This window comes from Nocardioides sp. (assembly GCF_050246775.1).
Taxonomy (GTDB): domain Bacteria; phylum Actinomycetota; class Actinomycetes; order Propionibacteriales; family Nocardioidaceae; genus Nocardioides.
Genome location: NZ_JBFWVK010000002.1, coordinates 815,861 through 830,495, shown reverse-complemented (window position 1 = coordinate 830,495; position 14,635 = coordinate 815,861). Strand labels below are relative to the sequence as shown.

The following is a 14,635-nucleotide window of genomic DNA, read 5'->3' as shown; positions in this document are numbered from 1 at the left end:
CTCAGGCACGCTCGAAGAGCCGACGCTTCTCCCAGTCCGTGACGGTCTCGGTCAGGAACGCCAGTTCCTCCTCCCGGCCAACGGTGAGAAGGTGTCGATGAACCTCGGCACCGAGACTCTCGCGCAGTTCGAGGCTCTGCGCGAACTGATCGAGGGCAACCGGTAGTGAGGTGGCCAAGGTCGGTACGTCGGTGCGGGTGTACATGTCGCCGGTCTCCAGCGGGGGCATCGCCAGGGCGGCTTCTATGCCGCTCGCGCCTGATGCAGCCATAGCGCCCAGAGCCACGTAGGGGTTCACATCGGCACCCGGGACTCGGTTCTCGACGCGCCTGCTGGGCCCAGACCCGATGAGTCGCAGAGAGCAGGTCCGATTCTCGTCGCCCACCGCGATGGCTGTCGGGGCGAAAGAGTGAGCCTGGAACCGGCGGTAGGAGTTCAGGTTCGGCGCGTACATCAAGGTCGCGTCGGCCATCCCGCGGGCGACGCCGGCGACGTAGCCGTCGAACTCCTTCTGGTCGCCGATCGACCTGGTCCCGGTGATGTCCCACAGGCTGGTGTGCAGGTGACACGAGCTGCCGTCTCTATCGATGGCCCACTTGGCCATGAATGATGCTGAGACTCCCGCACGAGCGGCGATACTCTTCACGCCGAACTTGTAGAGGAAGTGGCGGTCGGCCATCTCCAGAGCACCTGCGTGGCTGAGGTTGATCTCCTGCTGCCCGAAACCGTACTCGTGCGCGTATCCCTCGATCTGGATGCCGGCAAGGTCCATCTGCCGTATCACTTCATTGACGAATGGCTCAGCCTTGATCGCTGCGACCGCGTCGTAGGCGGCGTGGTATCGGCTGGCTGCGGTCAGGCCCCTGTGGTCGGCATTCCACGCTGCTTCGTAGGACTCGTCGAACAGGTAGAACTCGAGTTCGGTCGCTGCCTGGATCGTCGCGCCGAGTAACTCGAGGCGTTCCAGTTGGCGCTTCAAGATCTGTCTCGGGGCGAACGCCAGGGGTGAGCCGTCGGGGAGCATCGGGTCGCAGATCACCACGGGGGTGTTCGGCAGCCACGGGAGGCGGCGGATCGTGGTCAAGTCGGGAAACAGTGGGACATCTGGCGCTCCGCCACCCATGCCGCCGACGTGGTCGAGTCCCGCCCGAACGTTCTGCTCGATGTCGACGCCCCACAGCATCAGCGGGACTTTGAAGGCGCCGAGGGTGTCGTACTCCTTGAGGAATCGTTCCGTGGGCACCCGCTCGGCCAAGCACCGCCCGCTGTTGTCAGGCGTGATGAGCATGACCCCATCGACCAGCCCTGCCGCCGCCTCGCTTCGAAGCTGCTCCAGCGACATGGGGCCGTACGTCAGGCGGTTGACTCCAGGCACAACTGCGGGACTCTCGAACGAAGTGGATGTGAGGGACATGAGTGCTCCTAGATGGTCCGACTTGGTTTTTTGGTCCAGCAAGTAGACCTAAACAGTATGCCCCGGGTCTCGCGCTGTCAATGATCGCCGGTTGCCGACGGGCCCAAGGGTGAGTTGGGTGAGGGCAATGAACCTGATTCACGGGCGGCACGCTTGCTGGAGGGAGGAGGGCGAAAACTTCAGCCCGCCCCTTGACACCTGGCCTTAAAGGTTCGAAGATCGGGCCAATAGATCAATTGGAGAGATGAGTTCCGGTAGTCCATCCCTGAGCCTCGCCAAAGCGTGGCCAATCAGGTGCACGGCCAGCGGCGCAGGGCCGAGGTCTACTCGTACTCCACTTGGCTGCTCGGGCGGCTGCCGATAGTGACCGCATCCCTGGACTCCGCACTGGAGCAGGAGCAAGGAGAACCAGCACCATGTCCGCAACTAGAGATCCCCAGGTGAGCATGAGCTCGCAGGGTGAGAAGGCCGCTTTGCTCCACCGCGGACTTGGCGTCAGCCAGATTGTCTTCATGGTGGTTGCTGCTGTCGCACCCCTCGGTGCGGCCTGCGCGGTCATCCCGCTCGTCTTCGCCCTGGGCGGAAACTCGGTCGCGCCACTGTATTTCATCGGCGCTGCCATGGTTCTCACTGTCTTTGCCGTCGGGTTCACCCTCATGAGTCGCCATGTACGCAATGCCGGCGCCTTCTACTCCTACGTCCAGGCGGGCCTTGGCAAGGTGGCTGGTGCCGGCACCGCGTCTCTGGCGCTGGTCTCGTACGTCATCTTGCTCATCGGCCTCTATGCCCTGTTGGGCGTGTTCGCCTCCGCCGCCGCTGAGCAGTACCTCGGTCTGAACGTGCAGTGGTGGCTGTGTACGTTCGCGTTCCTTGCGGTGATCGCACTACTCGGATATCGCGACATCGAGGTGAGCGCGAAGGTGTTGGGTGTGGCCCTGGTCCTGGAGGGCCTGGTGGTCCTGGTCGTCGACGTCGCCATCCTCTCCAAGGGTGGAGACTCGGGGCTCTCCGCTGCGCCCCTTGATGTCAGCAGCGTCTTCGACGGTGCCCCCGGGCTCGGACTGATGTTTGCGTTCTTCGCATTCGTCGGCTTCGAGGCGACCGCGGTGTTCCGCAGCGAGGCCAAGGACCCCGAGCGAACTATTCCTCGAGCCACCTATATCGCTGTGGCGGTCATCGGCGGCCTGTACGCGCTGACGTCGTACGCCGTGGCCATCGGGCTGGGCGCCGACAAAGCCGCCGCGGCCGCTGGTGCCGATCCGTCCAACGTCATGCAGGGACTCGCGAATCGCTACGCAGGGAGCCTCGTCGAGGACGCCGTCATCCTGCTCCTGGTGACCAGCCTGTTCGCATGCTGTCTGTCTTTCCACAACGTGGTCGCGCGCTACCAGTTCAACCTTGCCAACGGTCGGGTCCTGCCCGCTTACATCGGCGAGGTTCACCCGAAGAACTTGGCGCCGTCCCGCTCGTCGGTTGTCGTGACGGTCGTGTCTGCAGGCATTCTTGGTGTCCTCACCGCCGTCGGCCTGGACCCGGTCCTGGAGATCTACACGTGGTTCGCCGGCGCCGCAACCCTGGGAATCCTCTTGCTCATGCTGTTGACCAGCGCCGCTGTTGTGGCCTTCCACCAACGTAGCGACAGCAACGACCCGGTCTGGAACTCGGTCATCGCTCCGGTCCTCTCGTTCGCGGCTCTGGCCTATGTCGTCTACATGGTGATCGACAACCTCGACCTCCTCGTCGGTGGTCGCACAGCTGCGAACTGGGTCTGCATCGGGCTGGCCGCGTCGTTCGTGGCCGGAGCGGGAGTGACCGCGATCGCGAAGGCCACCTCGGCCGAGAAGTACGCCAGGATCCTGGAGGACTGATTCCCGACCCCTCGGCAAGCAGCGACGGCGCCCTCGGAATCAGTCTCAGAGGGCGCCGTTCTGGTGGTGGTGGTTTGCGAGATCCTCGCTGTCCGTGTGAGTGGGGCTACACCCGGCTTGCGGCCTGTCCGAATGCACCACACTCAGAGACGTAGCCGCGAATCAGGGAAGCCGAATGCGGCTCATAGGGCCACAGGATCTCGGGGTGCCACTGCACCCCGACCAGGTTGTTCTCGGCGGACTCCGCGGCCTCTACCAAGCCGTCCGATGAGAACGCGACTGCGGTGAGTTGGCGCCCCAACTCGGAGACCCCTTGGTGATGCTCGCTGTTGACGGGGATCACACCGTCGCCGCCCATCCACTTCGCCAGAAGTGAACCTCCCTCGACCCTGACATCGTGAACCGGACGCGCGAGGGCCTCTTCAGACTCCTGATGGGCGAGGCTGCCTGGGCGATCGCGAGCCAGGTCGGCGTGCAGGGTGCCGCCGAGTGCCACGTTCACGAACTGAAGACCACGGCAGATCGCCAGGATCGGCATGCCGTGGTCCAGAGCGACATGCAGGGCTGCGCGTTCACTTACGTCGCGGGCCGGGTTCACCCCCCGTAGGAGGGTGTCGCTCGAGTCGCCGCCGTACAGGTCGGGATCGACGTCTCCTCCTCCGCTGATGACGAGTCCGTCGAGGCGTTCGATGATGGCGTATATGCGGGGCTGTTCCACGGTGCAGTCGATGCTCACCGGAGTGGCCCCGGCTGCTACGAAAGCGTGAAACATGTGCCGCCAGAGGAGGAAGCCCTCGAGGTCGCGCATTGAGTAGGTGATCCCGACGACGGGACGATCGAGGTGTTCCTGCACTGCATACTCCTTGTCCTAGACAGTTAGAAGACGGACCAACCGGACGTCGAGGCAAAGGCCTCGATGGCAGCCACGGCGCCGACCGAGTTTCCGTCTGCATTCAGAGGTGGACTCCACGCGCAGACCGTGCCGACTCCGGGGAGTGTCGCGACGACTCCGCCCCCGATCCCGCTCTTCGCCGGCAGACCGATTCGGTAGGCGATTTCGCCTGCCGCGTTGTACATGCCCGAGGTCAGCAGGACCGCGTTGATGCGTCTCACGTTGGCGGGGTCGAGCACTCGATCGGGCATCTGACGATCCGCGAGGAAGCGAGACGCCCGCGCCACACTGAGTGCTGACGCAGTGATGGCGCACTGCGCGTAGTAGTGAGCCAGGACTACGTCGACGTCATTCAACAGCTGGCCGTGCTCGGCCAGCATGTGGGCGAGTGCGCGGTTGCGGTGGTCCGCTCCGGCTTCTGAGGAGGCAACGGCACCATCGGACGCGACGTTCTCATCTCCAGAGAGTTCACGAATGAGATCAGTCACCGTATCCACTGCTGAGCCTGTGTGATGGAGGAGTCGGTCGGTGACGACAAGCGCTCCCGCATTCACGAACGGGTTTCTGGATCGCCCTGCCCCCCGCTCCAGTTCGCTCACGGAGTCGTAGCCAAGCTCTGTCGGTGACCAGCCAACGTGCTCCCACGCGGTGGGGTCCAGGCGCAGCAGTGCAGTCAGGGCGAACAGCTTGGTGATGCTCTGGAGGGAGAAGGCGACATCACTCGCACCTACCCCGAACTCGACACCATCCACAGTTGTCACGGCAAAACCGAAGGTGTCGGGGTGAACCCGCGCCAACTCCGGGATGCTCCGCGCCACCGCGCCGGAGGGGGAGGCTGCGCGCCCGATCTCGAGGGCACGTTGGGACGCCGAACGAAGGGCATGGCTGCTGGACAGCGAGCGATTGGGTGCGACCTCATGGTCGAGGGGAGTCGCCGCCGCAGCACCGAACATTGACCGCCTCCTGACTCGAGCCTCATCCACGAGACCGTTGGACGCCCATGTGGGACGGCGCAGTCAGTGTATGAAGAATTTAAAGATTGGTGCAATAGTCCAATTAACCAGCGCCCAGCCCTGCCTCGTGGGATCGTCGAAGGGACGCCGGCCAAGGTCGGCTGGATGAACTACCTCACACTCTATTGGACTAGGCAATAGACCATAAGGTACCATTCTTCTATGAGCGACTTCACGAACCACCGAATGCTGCTGAGCAAGCGGCCGACTTGGACGGCCACCACCGAGGACTTCGCGCGGGAGGAACTTCCCGCGGGCGAACCCGGCCCGGGAGAGGTCCTGGTTCGAGTTCTGTGGATCGCGTTCGACCCAGCGATGCGCGGCTGGATGAACGACGGTCCGTCGTACGCCCCGCCCGTTCCCATCGGAGATGTGATGCGCGGTCACGGCGTCGGCGAAGTCGTGCGTTCGGGCGTGGATTCGGTTGCCGTCGGAACGCTGGTGACCGGGAACTTCGGGTGGCAGACGTATGCACTCGCCTCGTTCGACCACGGGACGATCGGTCAACTGGAGCACGTTCGTGACCCGAGCGCCAGTCACCCCGTCGCGAGACGTGTGCCCGAAGGTGTACCTCCGACGGCCGTACTCGGTGTCCTCGGAACAACTGGTCTGACCGCGTACTTCGGGATGCTCGAGGTCGGTAGGCCCCGACCTGGAGACGTCGTTCTGGTGTCGGGTGCAGCGGGTGCTACGGGCTCGATCGCAGGCCAAATTGCCAAGCTGGCCGGGGCGACCACCATCGGCATTGCCGGGGGTCCGGCAAAGCTTGAGTGGCTCACAGACGTCGCTGGGTTTGACCATGTCATCGACTACAAGTCCGAGGACGTCGCCGAGCGCTTGGCGAAGCTCGCGCCCGACGGCGTGGACGTCTTCTTCGACAACGTGGCCGGGAAGATCCTCGAGGCCGGTATCAGCAACATCGCGCAGCGCGGAACCGTCGTCCTCTGTGGGGGCATCTCAAGCGGGTACTCCGATGAGGCAGTTTCCTATGGGCCGACCAACCTGTCCACGATCACTGTCCGCAGTGGCGCGATGAAGGGTTTCATCGTGACCGACTTCGCGGACCAGTTCGAGGTTGCGACCTCGCGGTTGGCGAGTTGGGTCACCGACGGCAGTCTGGTCTGGGCGGAGGACATCCAAGAGGGTGATGTGAGCGACGCGGTTGCCACCATGAACCGGCTCTTCGACGGCAAGAACCTCGGAAAACAGATCCTGCAGTTGGGCACACCCGAGCACTAGCCTCGAACTTCTCGGGAAGCGGGGCCCGGCTTGATGGTCTGGGCTCGCCAGGGACTTCCTTGCAAGGGTCCGCTCTGCCTGCGCCTACGAGCGCGAGATCGGGCGTGTAGCCGTCGCCACGTCACGCCCTCACGGGAGGATTGATGTTCGAAGAACAGATGGAAAGCTCCTGTGGCTGTCCACTAGCCGCTGCCGTGACCTTCCACCTGGGTCGGCAGGCTGGCGTCGCCTATCGTGGTGGTTTCGAGTTGGGCCTGACTGCCATCGAGTTTCGTGTCTTCCAGACACTCGTGCTTGCGCGTGGACGAACGGTTGGCGCAGAGGAGATCGTGGCATCGGTGCGCGGAGATGTCCGGGTGGGCTGTGAAGCTGCCGCTCGGCAGTGGATCCGGGGTGTCAGGCGGAAGGTTGGGTCCCCGGATCCAGTGAGAACCATCTTCTGCGGCGGATATGCATGGAATCCGGCATTCGCGGTGTCTGTTTGCGATCGACCGGCTGCGTTGTGAGCCTTGGCCCGCTTCAGCCCGGCCATGAAGAGCGAGCCAATGAATCTTTTCCGGGGGTCTAAGCCTTCGGTGGTCGGGCGTGTCCGTCGGTGGTCGGGCGTGTCCTTCGGTGGTCGGGCGTGGCCTTCGGTGGTCGAGCTTGTCGAGACCACGGCCCTCGCACCTTCGGTTGACGTGCACACGTGCGTTCGACGCGCGCATTCGCAATCTGCCGGAGCTGTCAAGACAGGAGCTCGGACCGGCAGGTCCCCGAGCCGATCGGTGGCTGCGGCGTCCAAGGGGTACGGCGCGACGGTCGTGATCTCGACAGGCTCGACCACCGAAGGTGCGACGGTCGTGGTCTCGACAGGCTCGACCACCGACGAAGGTGCGGCGGTCGTGGTCTCGACAGGCTCGACCACCGACGAAGGTGCGACGGTCGTGGTCTCGACAGGCTCGACCACCGACGAAGGTGCGACGGTCGTGGTCTCGACAGGCTCGACCATCGAAGGTGCGACGGTCGTGGTCTCGACAGGCTCGACCACCGACCACGGCTCGACCACCGACGACGGCTCGATCACCGACCATGGCTCGGCCACCGACGAGCCGGGCCGGGCTGTGAACGCTGGGCCGCGTCCGATGCTGATGGCTAGCATGGTTGAGCCCCGAGGAACGGTGACCAGCGCAGGAGCGCCTGGAGACAAGGAGTTGGATGGCCATGGATGACGCATCGATCCTGGCGAGGATCACCTCACTGGTGGAACGGGAGCATGAGTTGCGCGGCCGCCGCGCCGACGGCGGGCTCGAGGCTGACCACGAGCTGGACGAACTTCGGGCGGCCGAGGTCGAACTAGACCAGTGCTGGGATCTGCTGCGTCAGCGCCGAGCCAAGAGCGAGTTCGGGGCTGACTCCACGCAGACCGAAGCACGCCCGCCCTCGGTCGTGGAGAACTACCTGCAGTAGCGGACTGACGGGTTCAGCGTTTGGCTGCGTCCTCCACGCACAAGGTCGCCCACGGGAGCGCTTCGAGGCGGCCCTCGCCGATCGCCTGTCCGCAGGCATCGCAGATGCCATAGGTGCCGTCGTCGAGCTTGGCGAGAGCTCGGTCCACGTCAACCATGGTGACCTGCATCTTGTCGTGGACGGCAACCTGCGAAAGCCGGTCGACGGCAATCGACGTACCCTCGCCGATGCGCTTTCCGAACGAGATCTCACCGCCCTCGCCAGGCGGCTCCTCGAGCACGGCCATCTGCTCCTCGAGTTCGGTCTTCTTCTCGAGCAAGGTGGTGCGGATGGCGTCCATACCCCCAGTCTGCCCCGGCATTCCTAACCTCCGAGCCACTCTTGAGACCCTCGCCACGGCTCTGACGCCTTCTTCGGTGGTCAGGCTTGCTCTTCGGTGGTCAGGCTTGCTCTTCGGTGGTCAGGCTTGCTCTTCGGTGGTCGAGCTTGTCGAGACCACGGCCTACGCACCTCCGGCCTGCGACTCAGTCGTCGATGTTGAGGACCAGACCGTTGTGCATCTCGGCGCGGCTCCGCGGGGGGCTCTGCACTCGTCGAGCGAAGTCGAGGCTGATGGATCCGTTGGGAGCGAGGGTCGCGTCGGCGATCATGCGCTTGGCCTGACCGGTCGTCAGGCTTGTCGGGTCGCCCAAGAGGCCAGCGATGGTGCCGAAGCGGACCTGGACCTGTTGGAGGGCAGAGGCATTCGGTCCGATCCCGAAGGCTGCGATCCTGCCGTCGTCGGCGAGTACGGCGTCAGCCAGTTCGAAGTCGGACCCGAGCGCGACGACCTGCCAGGTGCCTCCCGCTGGCTTCGCGACGAGTGTGTGCCCGGGGTAGACGGCCAGCAGGTCACCTCGGGAGTTGCGCTCCACATGTGCGTCGTCGGACATGAGGTAGCTCGTTCCCGGCACGTTCTCGGTGAGCGTCCAGGGGCCGTCAGCGGCGCGATTCCAGACCTGCACCCCGTCCTCAGGTGCGGGGTAGAAGGGCGGCGACTTGAACAGGGTCACCGAGTCGTCGGGCTCGAGCAGGAGGGTGGGGTGACTGGTGTAGTAGATCTCGCCCTCAAAACCGAAGCTGTGCGGCGCCTCCCAGGTCGCCGCGTCAGCGCCCAGCCGTGAGGCATAACCGGTGACGTCTCCGTAGTCGTCGGTCGAGTAGAACCGCCAAGCCACCGTGACGTTCCCGGCGTCGTCGCTGACGATCTCGGGGGTGTCCTCGAAGGTCGAGATGTCGCCGGACCGGCCGACGGTCTTGTTGGTCCACACCCCGTGGCGCTGCACGGCCACGCGCAGGACGCTGTGCCAACTCCGAGGGGACACGAGGCGGTAGTACGCCACGGCCCGCAGGCCGGCTGCGGGATTGACGAGGAGCTGAGGGTGGACCGAGTTCTTGGCCGCACCCGGCACCAGCGTCTTGCGTCCCCAGCCCGTGGTGCTGTCCCACCGCATCAGGGCGATGCGTCCCTTCGCGGTGACCCAACCAGCCAGGACGCCGGTGCCCGCGGGCACCACGGAACCCGACCCCCCGCCTGAGCCCTTCCAGGAGTCGAGCGTGCGCATCGGGCCCCAGTGGTCCTGGTTGGGGCGACGCACGGCAGCTCGGATGTAGGTGGTGCCCGAGGACTGGACGTAGCGGTTCCACACCGACACGGTGGTCCCGTTCGCTGCGACTGCCTGACCCAGGAGGTGAGCGTCGGCGTTCACCAACCGCTGCGGGGTCGGCGATGCTGCGAAACTGGGTTGAGGGCCAACAAGGACCAGCGCAAGTGACAGGAGGAACACTTTCGCTAGTGAAGGCATCGCTCCACCGTACAGTCGCTCACTCCTGTCACCAGCTCTCATGCCGATACCGGTGGTCCAGCATTGCGAGACCACGGCCCTCCCACCCTCGCCTGCTGTCGATCAATGAAGGAACAAGCGGCCCACGGTCCCGTCCTCGCCGGTACCCCAGCACACTCCATCCGACGCGCAGTCGACCGACCCGTAGGGCAGCGAACTGAACGTCGTCCAGGTGCGGCCGCCGTCGCGTGTGAGGTCGGTTCCGTTGAAGCCGCCGGCGATCGCCGTGTCCCGCAGCCCCGGCACCCAGCTCACGTTGAAGCGCAGACCGCCGGTGTCGCCACCGGCCCGCCAGATGCGCCCATCGGGGGAGTACGCCGAGGCGTCGGTGCCGAGGTCGAAGTCGGCGAACGTGCCGCCGACGGCCAGCAGGTGATCATGGCTTCTCACGCTGAGGCCGAACACTCCGCCGCCGTTCTCCGGGTCCGGCGCAATCGTCGAGGGTGTCGTGGTCCAGGTGATGCCGCGGTTCGTGGTGTGGAAGATGCGCGCCGCAGAGCCTCCCGTCCCGAACCACGCCTGTGCGTTGCCGGACGTCCGCAGGCAGCCGGTCGCGAAGGGGAACTCGCCTTCGACAGCGGGCGGCATCCCGGTCGAGGGCGCGACCTGCCAGGAGCGACCGCCATCGGCTGTGACGATGACCCGGACATGCCCCTCGACGGGGTCACTCACTGCCAGCCCGTGCCGACCATCGTCGAACATGTCCAAGCAGTCGTAGAAAGCTGCCGGGTCGTCGTTCAGGAAGGCCAGACGCCACGAACGACCGTTGTTGGAACTGACGAAGATGCGCGCCGCAAGTGACGGCTCCTCTCCGTCGGGGTTGTCGACACCGCCCCGAGAGAACAGCACGACGCGACCGTCTTCCAGGGGGACGATCCGCCGGAATCCGAGACCGGTCGAGTTCGGTGGGGCCACGTCCACCCACGACGACCCTCCGTCCGTCGTACGCCACAGTTCCCCGTTGTCCCCACCGACCCATGCCACCTTCCGGCTGACAGCCGTGAGACCACGAAACGGCCCGGTCCCCGGACTCGTGACCCCGATCCACGTCGCTCTCGCCGACCCTGTGGCTTCCGCCCCAGACGCGCGAGGGCTCGTCGGCGTCGCGAAGGCGACGGTGAGGAGGAGCGCCAGCATGACCAGCGGGCCCACCACGCGCGAGAGACCAGCAGCGGGCCTGCGCCTGGCCCACGGGGATTCGATTGGCTTGATCATGATCTGCTCCATCACTGTCAGGGCCTAGCGGCCTCGGCTCGGCATCGCGACGCGGGCGCGTTGCGACCTCCCGATCACAGCCCCACGGCCTTGGAAAACCCTTGCTTCGCGCTTGCAGTGACCGCAGACCGCGTCGCCCTCACCGGTCTAGGCTGTGGCTACCCGCACGGACGGCTCGCTGATGAGTGAAACGGACAGGCCTGACCCGCCGCTGACCTTCCGCATCCTCGGGCCCCTCGAGGTCTCACTCGCGGGGTCTCCTCTGCCACTGGGAGGGCGCCAGCAACGCGCCCTCCTGGCCCTGTTGCTCTGCAACGCCGGCCAGGCCGTGTCGGTGGGACGGTTGGTCCGCGAAGTGTGGGGCGAGCCTGCACCACCGGGTGCCGTGACCAGCGTCCAGACCTACGTCTTCCACCTCCGTCAGATCCTGGAACCGAACCGGCCACGGGGAGTCGCAGGGAGCACACTGGTGACCTCGAGAGCCGGCTACCGCCTCGACGTCGCCGAGGATCAGGTCGACGTGAAGCGCTTTGAGGATCTCGTGCGTGAGGGCGACGCGCTGCTGGCAATGGCTGCCGCCGGGCGCGCCCTCGCGGCGTACCGCGAAGCGCTGTCGCTCTGGCGCGGCGACGTCCTCGCCGACCTGTCGGACTACGACTTCGTCTCGCAGATGCGCACCCGCTTGGAAGAGACCAGAGCCTCGGCCATCGTGTCCGGCGTCCAGGCCGAGCTGGATCTGGGCCACCACGCGGGGGTGGTCGCCCAACTGGGCGGCCTGATCTCCGAGCACCCTCTCCACGAGGGACTCTGGGCCCAGCGCATCCTGGCGCTGTACCGCTCCAACCGCCAGTCCGATGCGTTGGCGGCGTACCGCCAGCTGCGCACCATCTTGGACGCCGAGCTGGGCATCGAGCCGAGCCCAGCCCTGCGGGAGCTCAACAACAGGGTGCTCCAACAGGACGCGACACTTGCCTGGCGACCCCCACAGCCAGACCAGGCACCGAGCGCCCGCGCGCCCCAGTACGCCGCGTCGGCAGGTCCGCCCGCCGACCCTGGAGCTGGCCAAGGGGGCCACCGCACACGTGCCCGCATCCGTGCGCTCCTCGCCGTCAGTGGGGTGGTCGCCGCCCTTGTCGGGGGTGCTGCGGCCCACGATCCGAGCACTGAGACCGCCGTTGGCCTGACGGTCGCAGCACCCCCCGCCAACGCGGTGAGCCAGCTCGACGAGACGGGGTCGGTGGTGCGCTCGGTCCCCGTCGGCACCAACCCGACCGCAGTGTCGGCCGGCCCTGACGCGGTCTGGGTCGTCAATGCGAGCGACGACACCGTGTCGAGGATCGATCCGGACGATCACGTGGTCCAGCAGGTGATCGCCGTAGGACACGACCCTCGCGCGCTCGTCCGCACGGGGGACGACCTGTGGGTCACGAACTTCGGTGACGGCACGGTGACCCGCATCAACGTGCCGGCCAACGAGGTGGTGGACACGATCCGCGTCGGCAGCGACCCGGACGCGATAGCCGCCGGTCCGGCCGGGCTCTGGGTCGCCAACAGTGGGGACAACACCGTCCAGCGCCTCGACACGGTGACCGGGGTCGGCGAGAAGCCGATAGAGGTGGGCGACGGTCCGGACGGCCTGGCGGTGGACGACACGACGGTGTGGGTGGCCAACGGCCGTGAAGGCTCGGTCATGCGCATCGAGGCAGAGTCGGGGGCACACTTGTCTGCGCCCATCCGGGTCGGCAGCGGACCACGAGGCATCGTCCGGGTCGGGGATGACGTGTGGGTCGCCGACGAACTCTCCGAAACCGTCAGCCGCATCGACGTGGCCACCCTGCACACGCACTCGATCGATGTCGGCGACGGACCGAACGCCGTCGTCTCGTGGGGCGGTGCGATCTGGGTGGCGGAGAAGGCCGCCGGGGACCTGGTCCGCATCGACCCTGAGACCGAGAAGCAGCGACGGGTCGACCTCCGCGCCCCTGTCAACGCACTGGCGGCCGAAGGAGACAGGATGTGGGTCGCCGCCGGGGCATTCGCGTCCAGCAGGCACCGGGGCGGGAGCCTGCGCGTTGCCGCTGCCTCCCTGCCAGGTTGGGTGTCGCGGATCGACCCGGCGCGCGTGTACGACCGCACCACGCTCCATGCCACCCGGGTCGTGTACGACGGGTTGCTGGCCTACCACTACGCCAGCGCCGACCCTCAGACGCTGGTTCCTGACCTGGCAACCTCGGTGCCCGAGCCGACGGATGGCGACACGACCTACACCTTCACCCTGCGCCCAGGCATCAGGTACTCCACCGGCGTGGAGGTTCGTGCCTCCGACTTCAGGCGAGGGGTTCACCGTGCGTTGGTGGCGACCGACGGACGGCCCGACTTCTACGCCGGGATCATCGGCGGCCAGCGGTGTATCGAGCGTCCGCGATCCTGTGACCTGAGTCGAGGCGTCGACGTCGATGACGCCACGGGACGCGTGACGTTTCACCTCCGGGCACCCGACCCGCAGTTCCTCTACAAGCTCACCCTCTTGGTCTTCCCGGCGCCGAGGGGGACACCGATACGCGAGGTCACCCGGCCCTTGCCTGGGACCGGGCCGTACCAGATCTCCACCTACGTCGTGAACGAGAGGTTCACTCTCACCCGCAATCCCTACTTCCACGAGTGGTCATCGGCGGCCCAGCCGGCAGGTTTCCCTGACGATCTCACCTGGATCAAGGTCGCCGACGCCGGCGCGGCTGCCGACGCCGTACGACGTGGCCAAGCGGACCTCGCTGAGCTCACCCCCCTCGGTGAGCAAGGAGCAGAGGTGGGTGCGCTCGTCGACCGGCTCAAGCTCACCTCGCCGAGTCGCGTCCACAGCAGTCTCGTGCAAGCCACCTCCTTCGGCTTCCTCAACGCGTCCCGACCGCCTTTCGACCATCCCAAGGCTCGCCGGGCGCTCAACTTCGCTTTCGATCGGAGGCGGGCGGTCCAGCTCCTGGGCGGTTCGTCGGTGGCCAGGGCCACCTGCCAGCTCATGCCGCCAGGAATGCCGTCGTACCGGCCCTACTGCCCGTTCACGACAGGGTCGGGGGAGGAGGGATACCGGGGGCCAGACCTCGCGCGTGCGCGCACGCTGGTCGCTGAGTCGGGCACGGCCGGAATGCAGGTCGACGTGAGCGAGGTGGTGGGCGGCGACCCCAACCCACCCCTCGCCTCCTACCTCGCTCGTGTCCTGCGTAGCTTGGGGTACGCCGTCACCTTTCACGCACTGCCCGACACCGACCGCGGGAACCGCTATTTCTACGACCCGCTGAGCGGCAACAACGTCGGAACGGGTGGGTGGATCGCCGACTTTCCGCTGCCGTCCAACTTCTACGACCTTGTCGCGTGCGGAGGGGGCGGGGGTTATCCGATCGGCTATTGCAACCCCGGCCTGGATCGGCGAGCCAACGCGGCGTCCTCGATCATGCCGTCAGACCCCGGGGAGGCGCTGCAGCGCTGGGGCCGCATCGAACGCCGACTCACCGACCTTGCGCCCCTGGTCCCCATGACCAACGACATCGACTCATGGGTCACGTCGCAATCCGTGGGCAACTACCAGGTCAGCAAGCAGGAGGTGGGGCCGCTGCTCAGCCAGTTGTGGGTCCGTTGACAGGGGGAGACACCGCTAGCGGGGCAGC

General features: G+C 66.2%; 12 protein-coding genes. 6 read left to right on the top strand and 6 right to left on the bottom strand.

The genetic code is table 11. The features are described from left to right. Nucleotide 1: 1 nt before the first annotated feature. Complete coding sequence (locus tag AB7I40_RS13885; protein WP_428348000.1) at nucleotides 2-1,414, bottom strand: glutamine synthetase family protein; 1,413 nt, start codon at nucleotides 1,412-1,414, stop codon at nucleotides 2-4. Nucleotides 1,415-1,830: 416 nt separating this feature from the next. Here AB7I40_RS13885 and AB7I40_RS13880 point away from each other — a divergent pair, with 416 nt between their 5' ends. Then, nucleotides 1,831-3,282, top strand: a complete 1,452-nt coding sequence (locus tag AB7I40_RS13880) for an APC family permease (RefSeq protein WP_428347999.1) — start codon at nucleotides 1,831-1,833, stop codon at nucleotides 3,280-3,282. 106 nt (nucleotides 3,283-3,388) lie between these two features. On the opposite strand, the gene AB7I40_RS13875 is transcribed toward AB7I40_RS13880, so the two are convergent. Further along, the gene (locus tag AB7I40_RS13875; protein WP_428347998.1) at nucleotides 3,389-4,135 is read right to left on the bottom strand and encodes a gamma-glutamyl-gamma-aminobutyrate hydrolase family protein; all 747 of its coding nucleotides are present in this window, start codon (nucleotides 4,133-4,135) and stop codon (nucleotides 3,389-3,391) included. 23 nt (nucleotides 4,136-4,158) lie between these two features. Continuing rightward, on the bottom strand, nucleotides 4,159-5,127 hold the full coding sequence (glsA, locus tag AB7I40_RS13870; protein WP_428347997.1) for a glutaminase A: 969 nt from the start codon (nucleotides 5,125-5,127) through the stop codon (nucleotides 4,159-4,161). A gap of 222 nt (nucleotides 5,128-5,349) precedes the next feature. On the opposite strand from glsA, the gene AB7I40_RS13865 reads away from it, so the two are divergent. The 4 genes from AB7I40_RS13865 to AB7I40_RS13850 all read left to right on the top strand — a co-directional run bounded on the left by AB7I40_RS13865 (nucleotide 5,350) and on the right by AB7I40_RS13850 (nucleotide 7,875). Then, the gene (locus AB7I40_RS13865; protein WP_428347996.1) at nucleotides 5,350-6,426 is read left to right on the top strand and encodes an NADP-dependent oxidoreductase; all 1,077 of its coding nucleotides are present in this window, start codon (nucleotides 5,350-5,352) and stop codon (nucleotides 6,424-6,426) included. Between the two features lie 143 nt (nucleotides 6,427-6,569). Beyond that, nucleotides 6,570-6,932 carry a helix-turn-helix domain-containing protein gene (locus tag AB7I40_RS13860; protein ID WP_428347995.1) on the top strand — a complete coding sequence of 121 codons (363 nt, stop codon included), beginning with the start codon at nucleotides 6,570-6,572 and terminating at the stop codon, nucleotides 6,930-6,932. A 261-nt stretch (nucleotides 6,933-7,193) separates the two neighbouring features. Next, a complete protein-coding gene (locus AB7I40_RS13855) occupies nucleotides 7,194-7,637 on the top strand; it encodes a hypothetical protein (RefSeq protein ID WP_428347994.1) in 444 nt (147 codons plus the stop codon). Continuing rightward, nucleotides 7,630-7,875 carry a DUF2630 family protein gene (locus AB7I40_RS13850; protein WP_428347993.1) on the top strand — a complete coding sequence of 82 codons (246 nt, stop codon included), beginning with the start codon at nucleotides 7,630-7,632 and terminating at the stop codon, nucleotides 7,873-7,875. Before AB7I40_RS13855 ends, AB7I40_RS13850 begins: the two co-directional genes overlap by 8 nt. 13 nt (nucleotides 7,876-7,888) lie before the next feature. On the opposite strand, the gene AB7I40_RS13845 is transcribed toward AB7I40_RS13850, so the two are convergent. From AB7I40_RS13845 to AB7I40_RS13835, 3 genes are all read right to left on the bottom strand, one after another. Continuing rightward, nucleotides 7,889-8,215 (bottom strand): TraR/DksA family transcriptional regulator, encoded by a 327-nt coding sequence (locus AB7I40_RS13845; RefSeq protein WP_428347992.1) that lies wholly within the window; start codon nucleotides 8,213-8,215, stop codon nucleotides 7,889-7,891. Between the two features lie 184 nt (nucleotides 8,216-8,399). Next, complete coding sequence (locus AB7I40_RS13840; RefSeq protein ID WP_428347991.1) at nucleotides 8,400-9,623, bottom strand: hypothetical protein; 1,224 nt, start codon at nucleotides 9,621-9,623, stop codon at nucleotides 8,400-8,402. A gap of 198 nt (nucleotides 9,624-9,821) precedes the next feature. Continuing rightward, on the bottom strand, nucleotides 9,822-10,973 hold the full coding sequence (locus AB7I40_RS13835; RefSeq protein ID WP_428347990.1) for a WD40/YVTN/BNR-like repeat-containing protein: 1,152 nt from the start codon (nucleotides 10,971-10,973) through the stop codon (nucleotides 9,822-9,824). 181 nt (nucleotides 10,974-11,154) lie between these two features. On the opposite strand from AB7I40_RS13835, the gene AB7I40_RS13830 reads away from it, so the two are divergent. Continuing rightward, a complete protein-coding gene (locus AB7I40_RS13830; RefSeq protein WP_428347989.1) occupies nucleotides 11,155-14,607 on the top strand; it encodes an ABC transporter substrate-binding protein in 3,453 nt (1,150 codons plus the stop codon). Nucleotides 14,608-14,635: the final 28 nt, after the last annotated feature.

Bases quoted from the DNA above. Each gene is read 5' to 3' on its own strand.
- AB7I40_RS13885 (WP_428348000.1), bottom strand. From the start codon at position 1,414: ATGTCCCTCACATCCACTTCGTTCGAGAGTCCCGCAGTTGTGCCTGGA.
- AB7I40_RS13880 (WP_428347999.1), top strand. From the start codon at position 1,831: ATGTCCGCAACTAGAGATCCCCAGGTGAGCATGAGCTCGCAGGGTGAG.
- glsA (WP_428347997.1), bottom strand. From the start codon at position 5,127: ATGTTCGGTGCTGCGGCGGCGACTCCCCTCGACCATGAGGTCGCACCC.
- AB7I40_RS13865 (WP_428347996.1), top strand. From the start codon at position 5,350: ATGAGCGACTTCACGAACCACCGAATGCTGCTGAGCAAGCGGCCGACT.
- AB7I40_RS13860 (WP_428347995.1), top strand. From the start codon at position 6,570: ATGTTCGAAGAACAGATGGAAAGCTCCTGTGGCTGTCCACTAGCCGCT.
- AB7I40_RS13850 (WP_428347993.1), top strand. From the start codon at position 7,630: ATGGATGACGCATCGATCCTGGCGAGGATCACCTCACTGGTGGAACGG.
- AB7I40_RS13845 (WP_428347992.1), bottom strand. From the start codon at position 8,215: ATGGACGCCATCCGCACCACCTTGCTCGAGAAGAAGACCGAACTCGAG.
- AB7I40_RS13835 (WP_428347990.1), bottom strand. From the start codon at position 10,973: ATGATCAAGCCAATCGAATCCCCGTGGGCCAGGCGCAGGCCCGCTGCT.
- AB7I40_RS13830 (WP_428347989.1), top strand. From the start codon at position 11,155: ATGAGTGAAACGGACAGGCCTGACCCGCCGCTGACCTTCCGCATCCTC.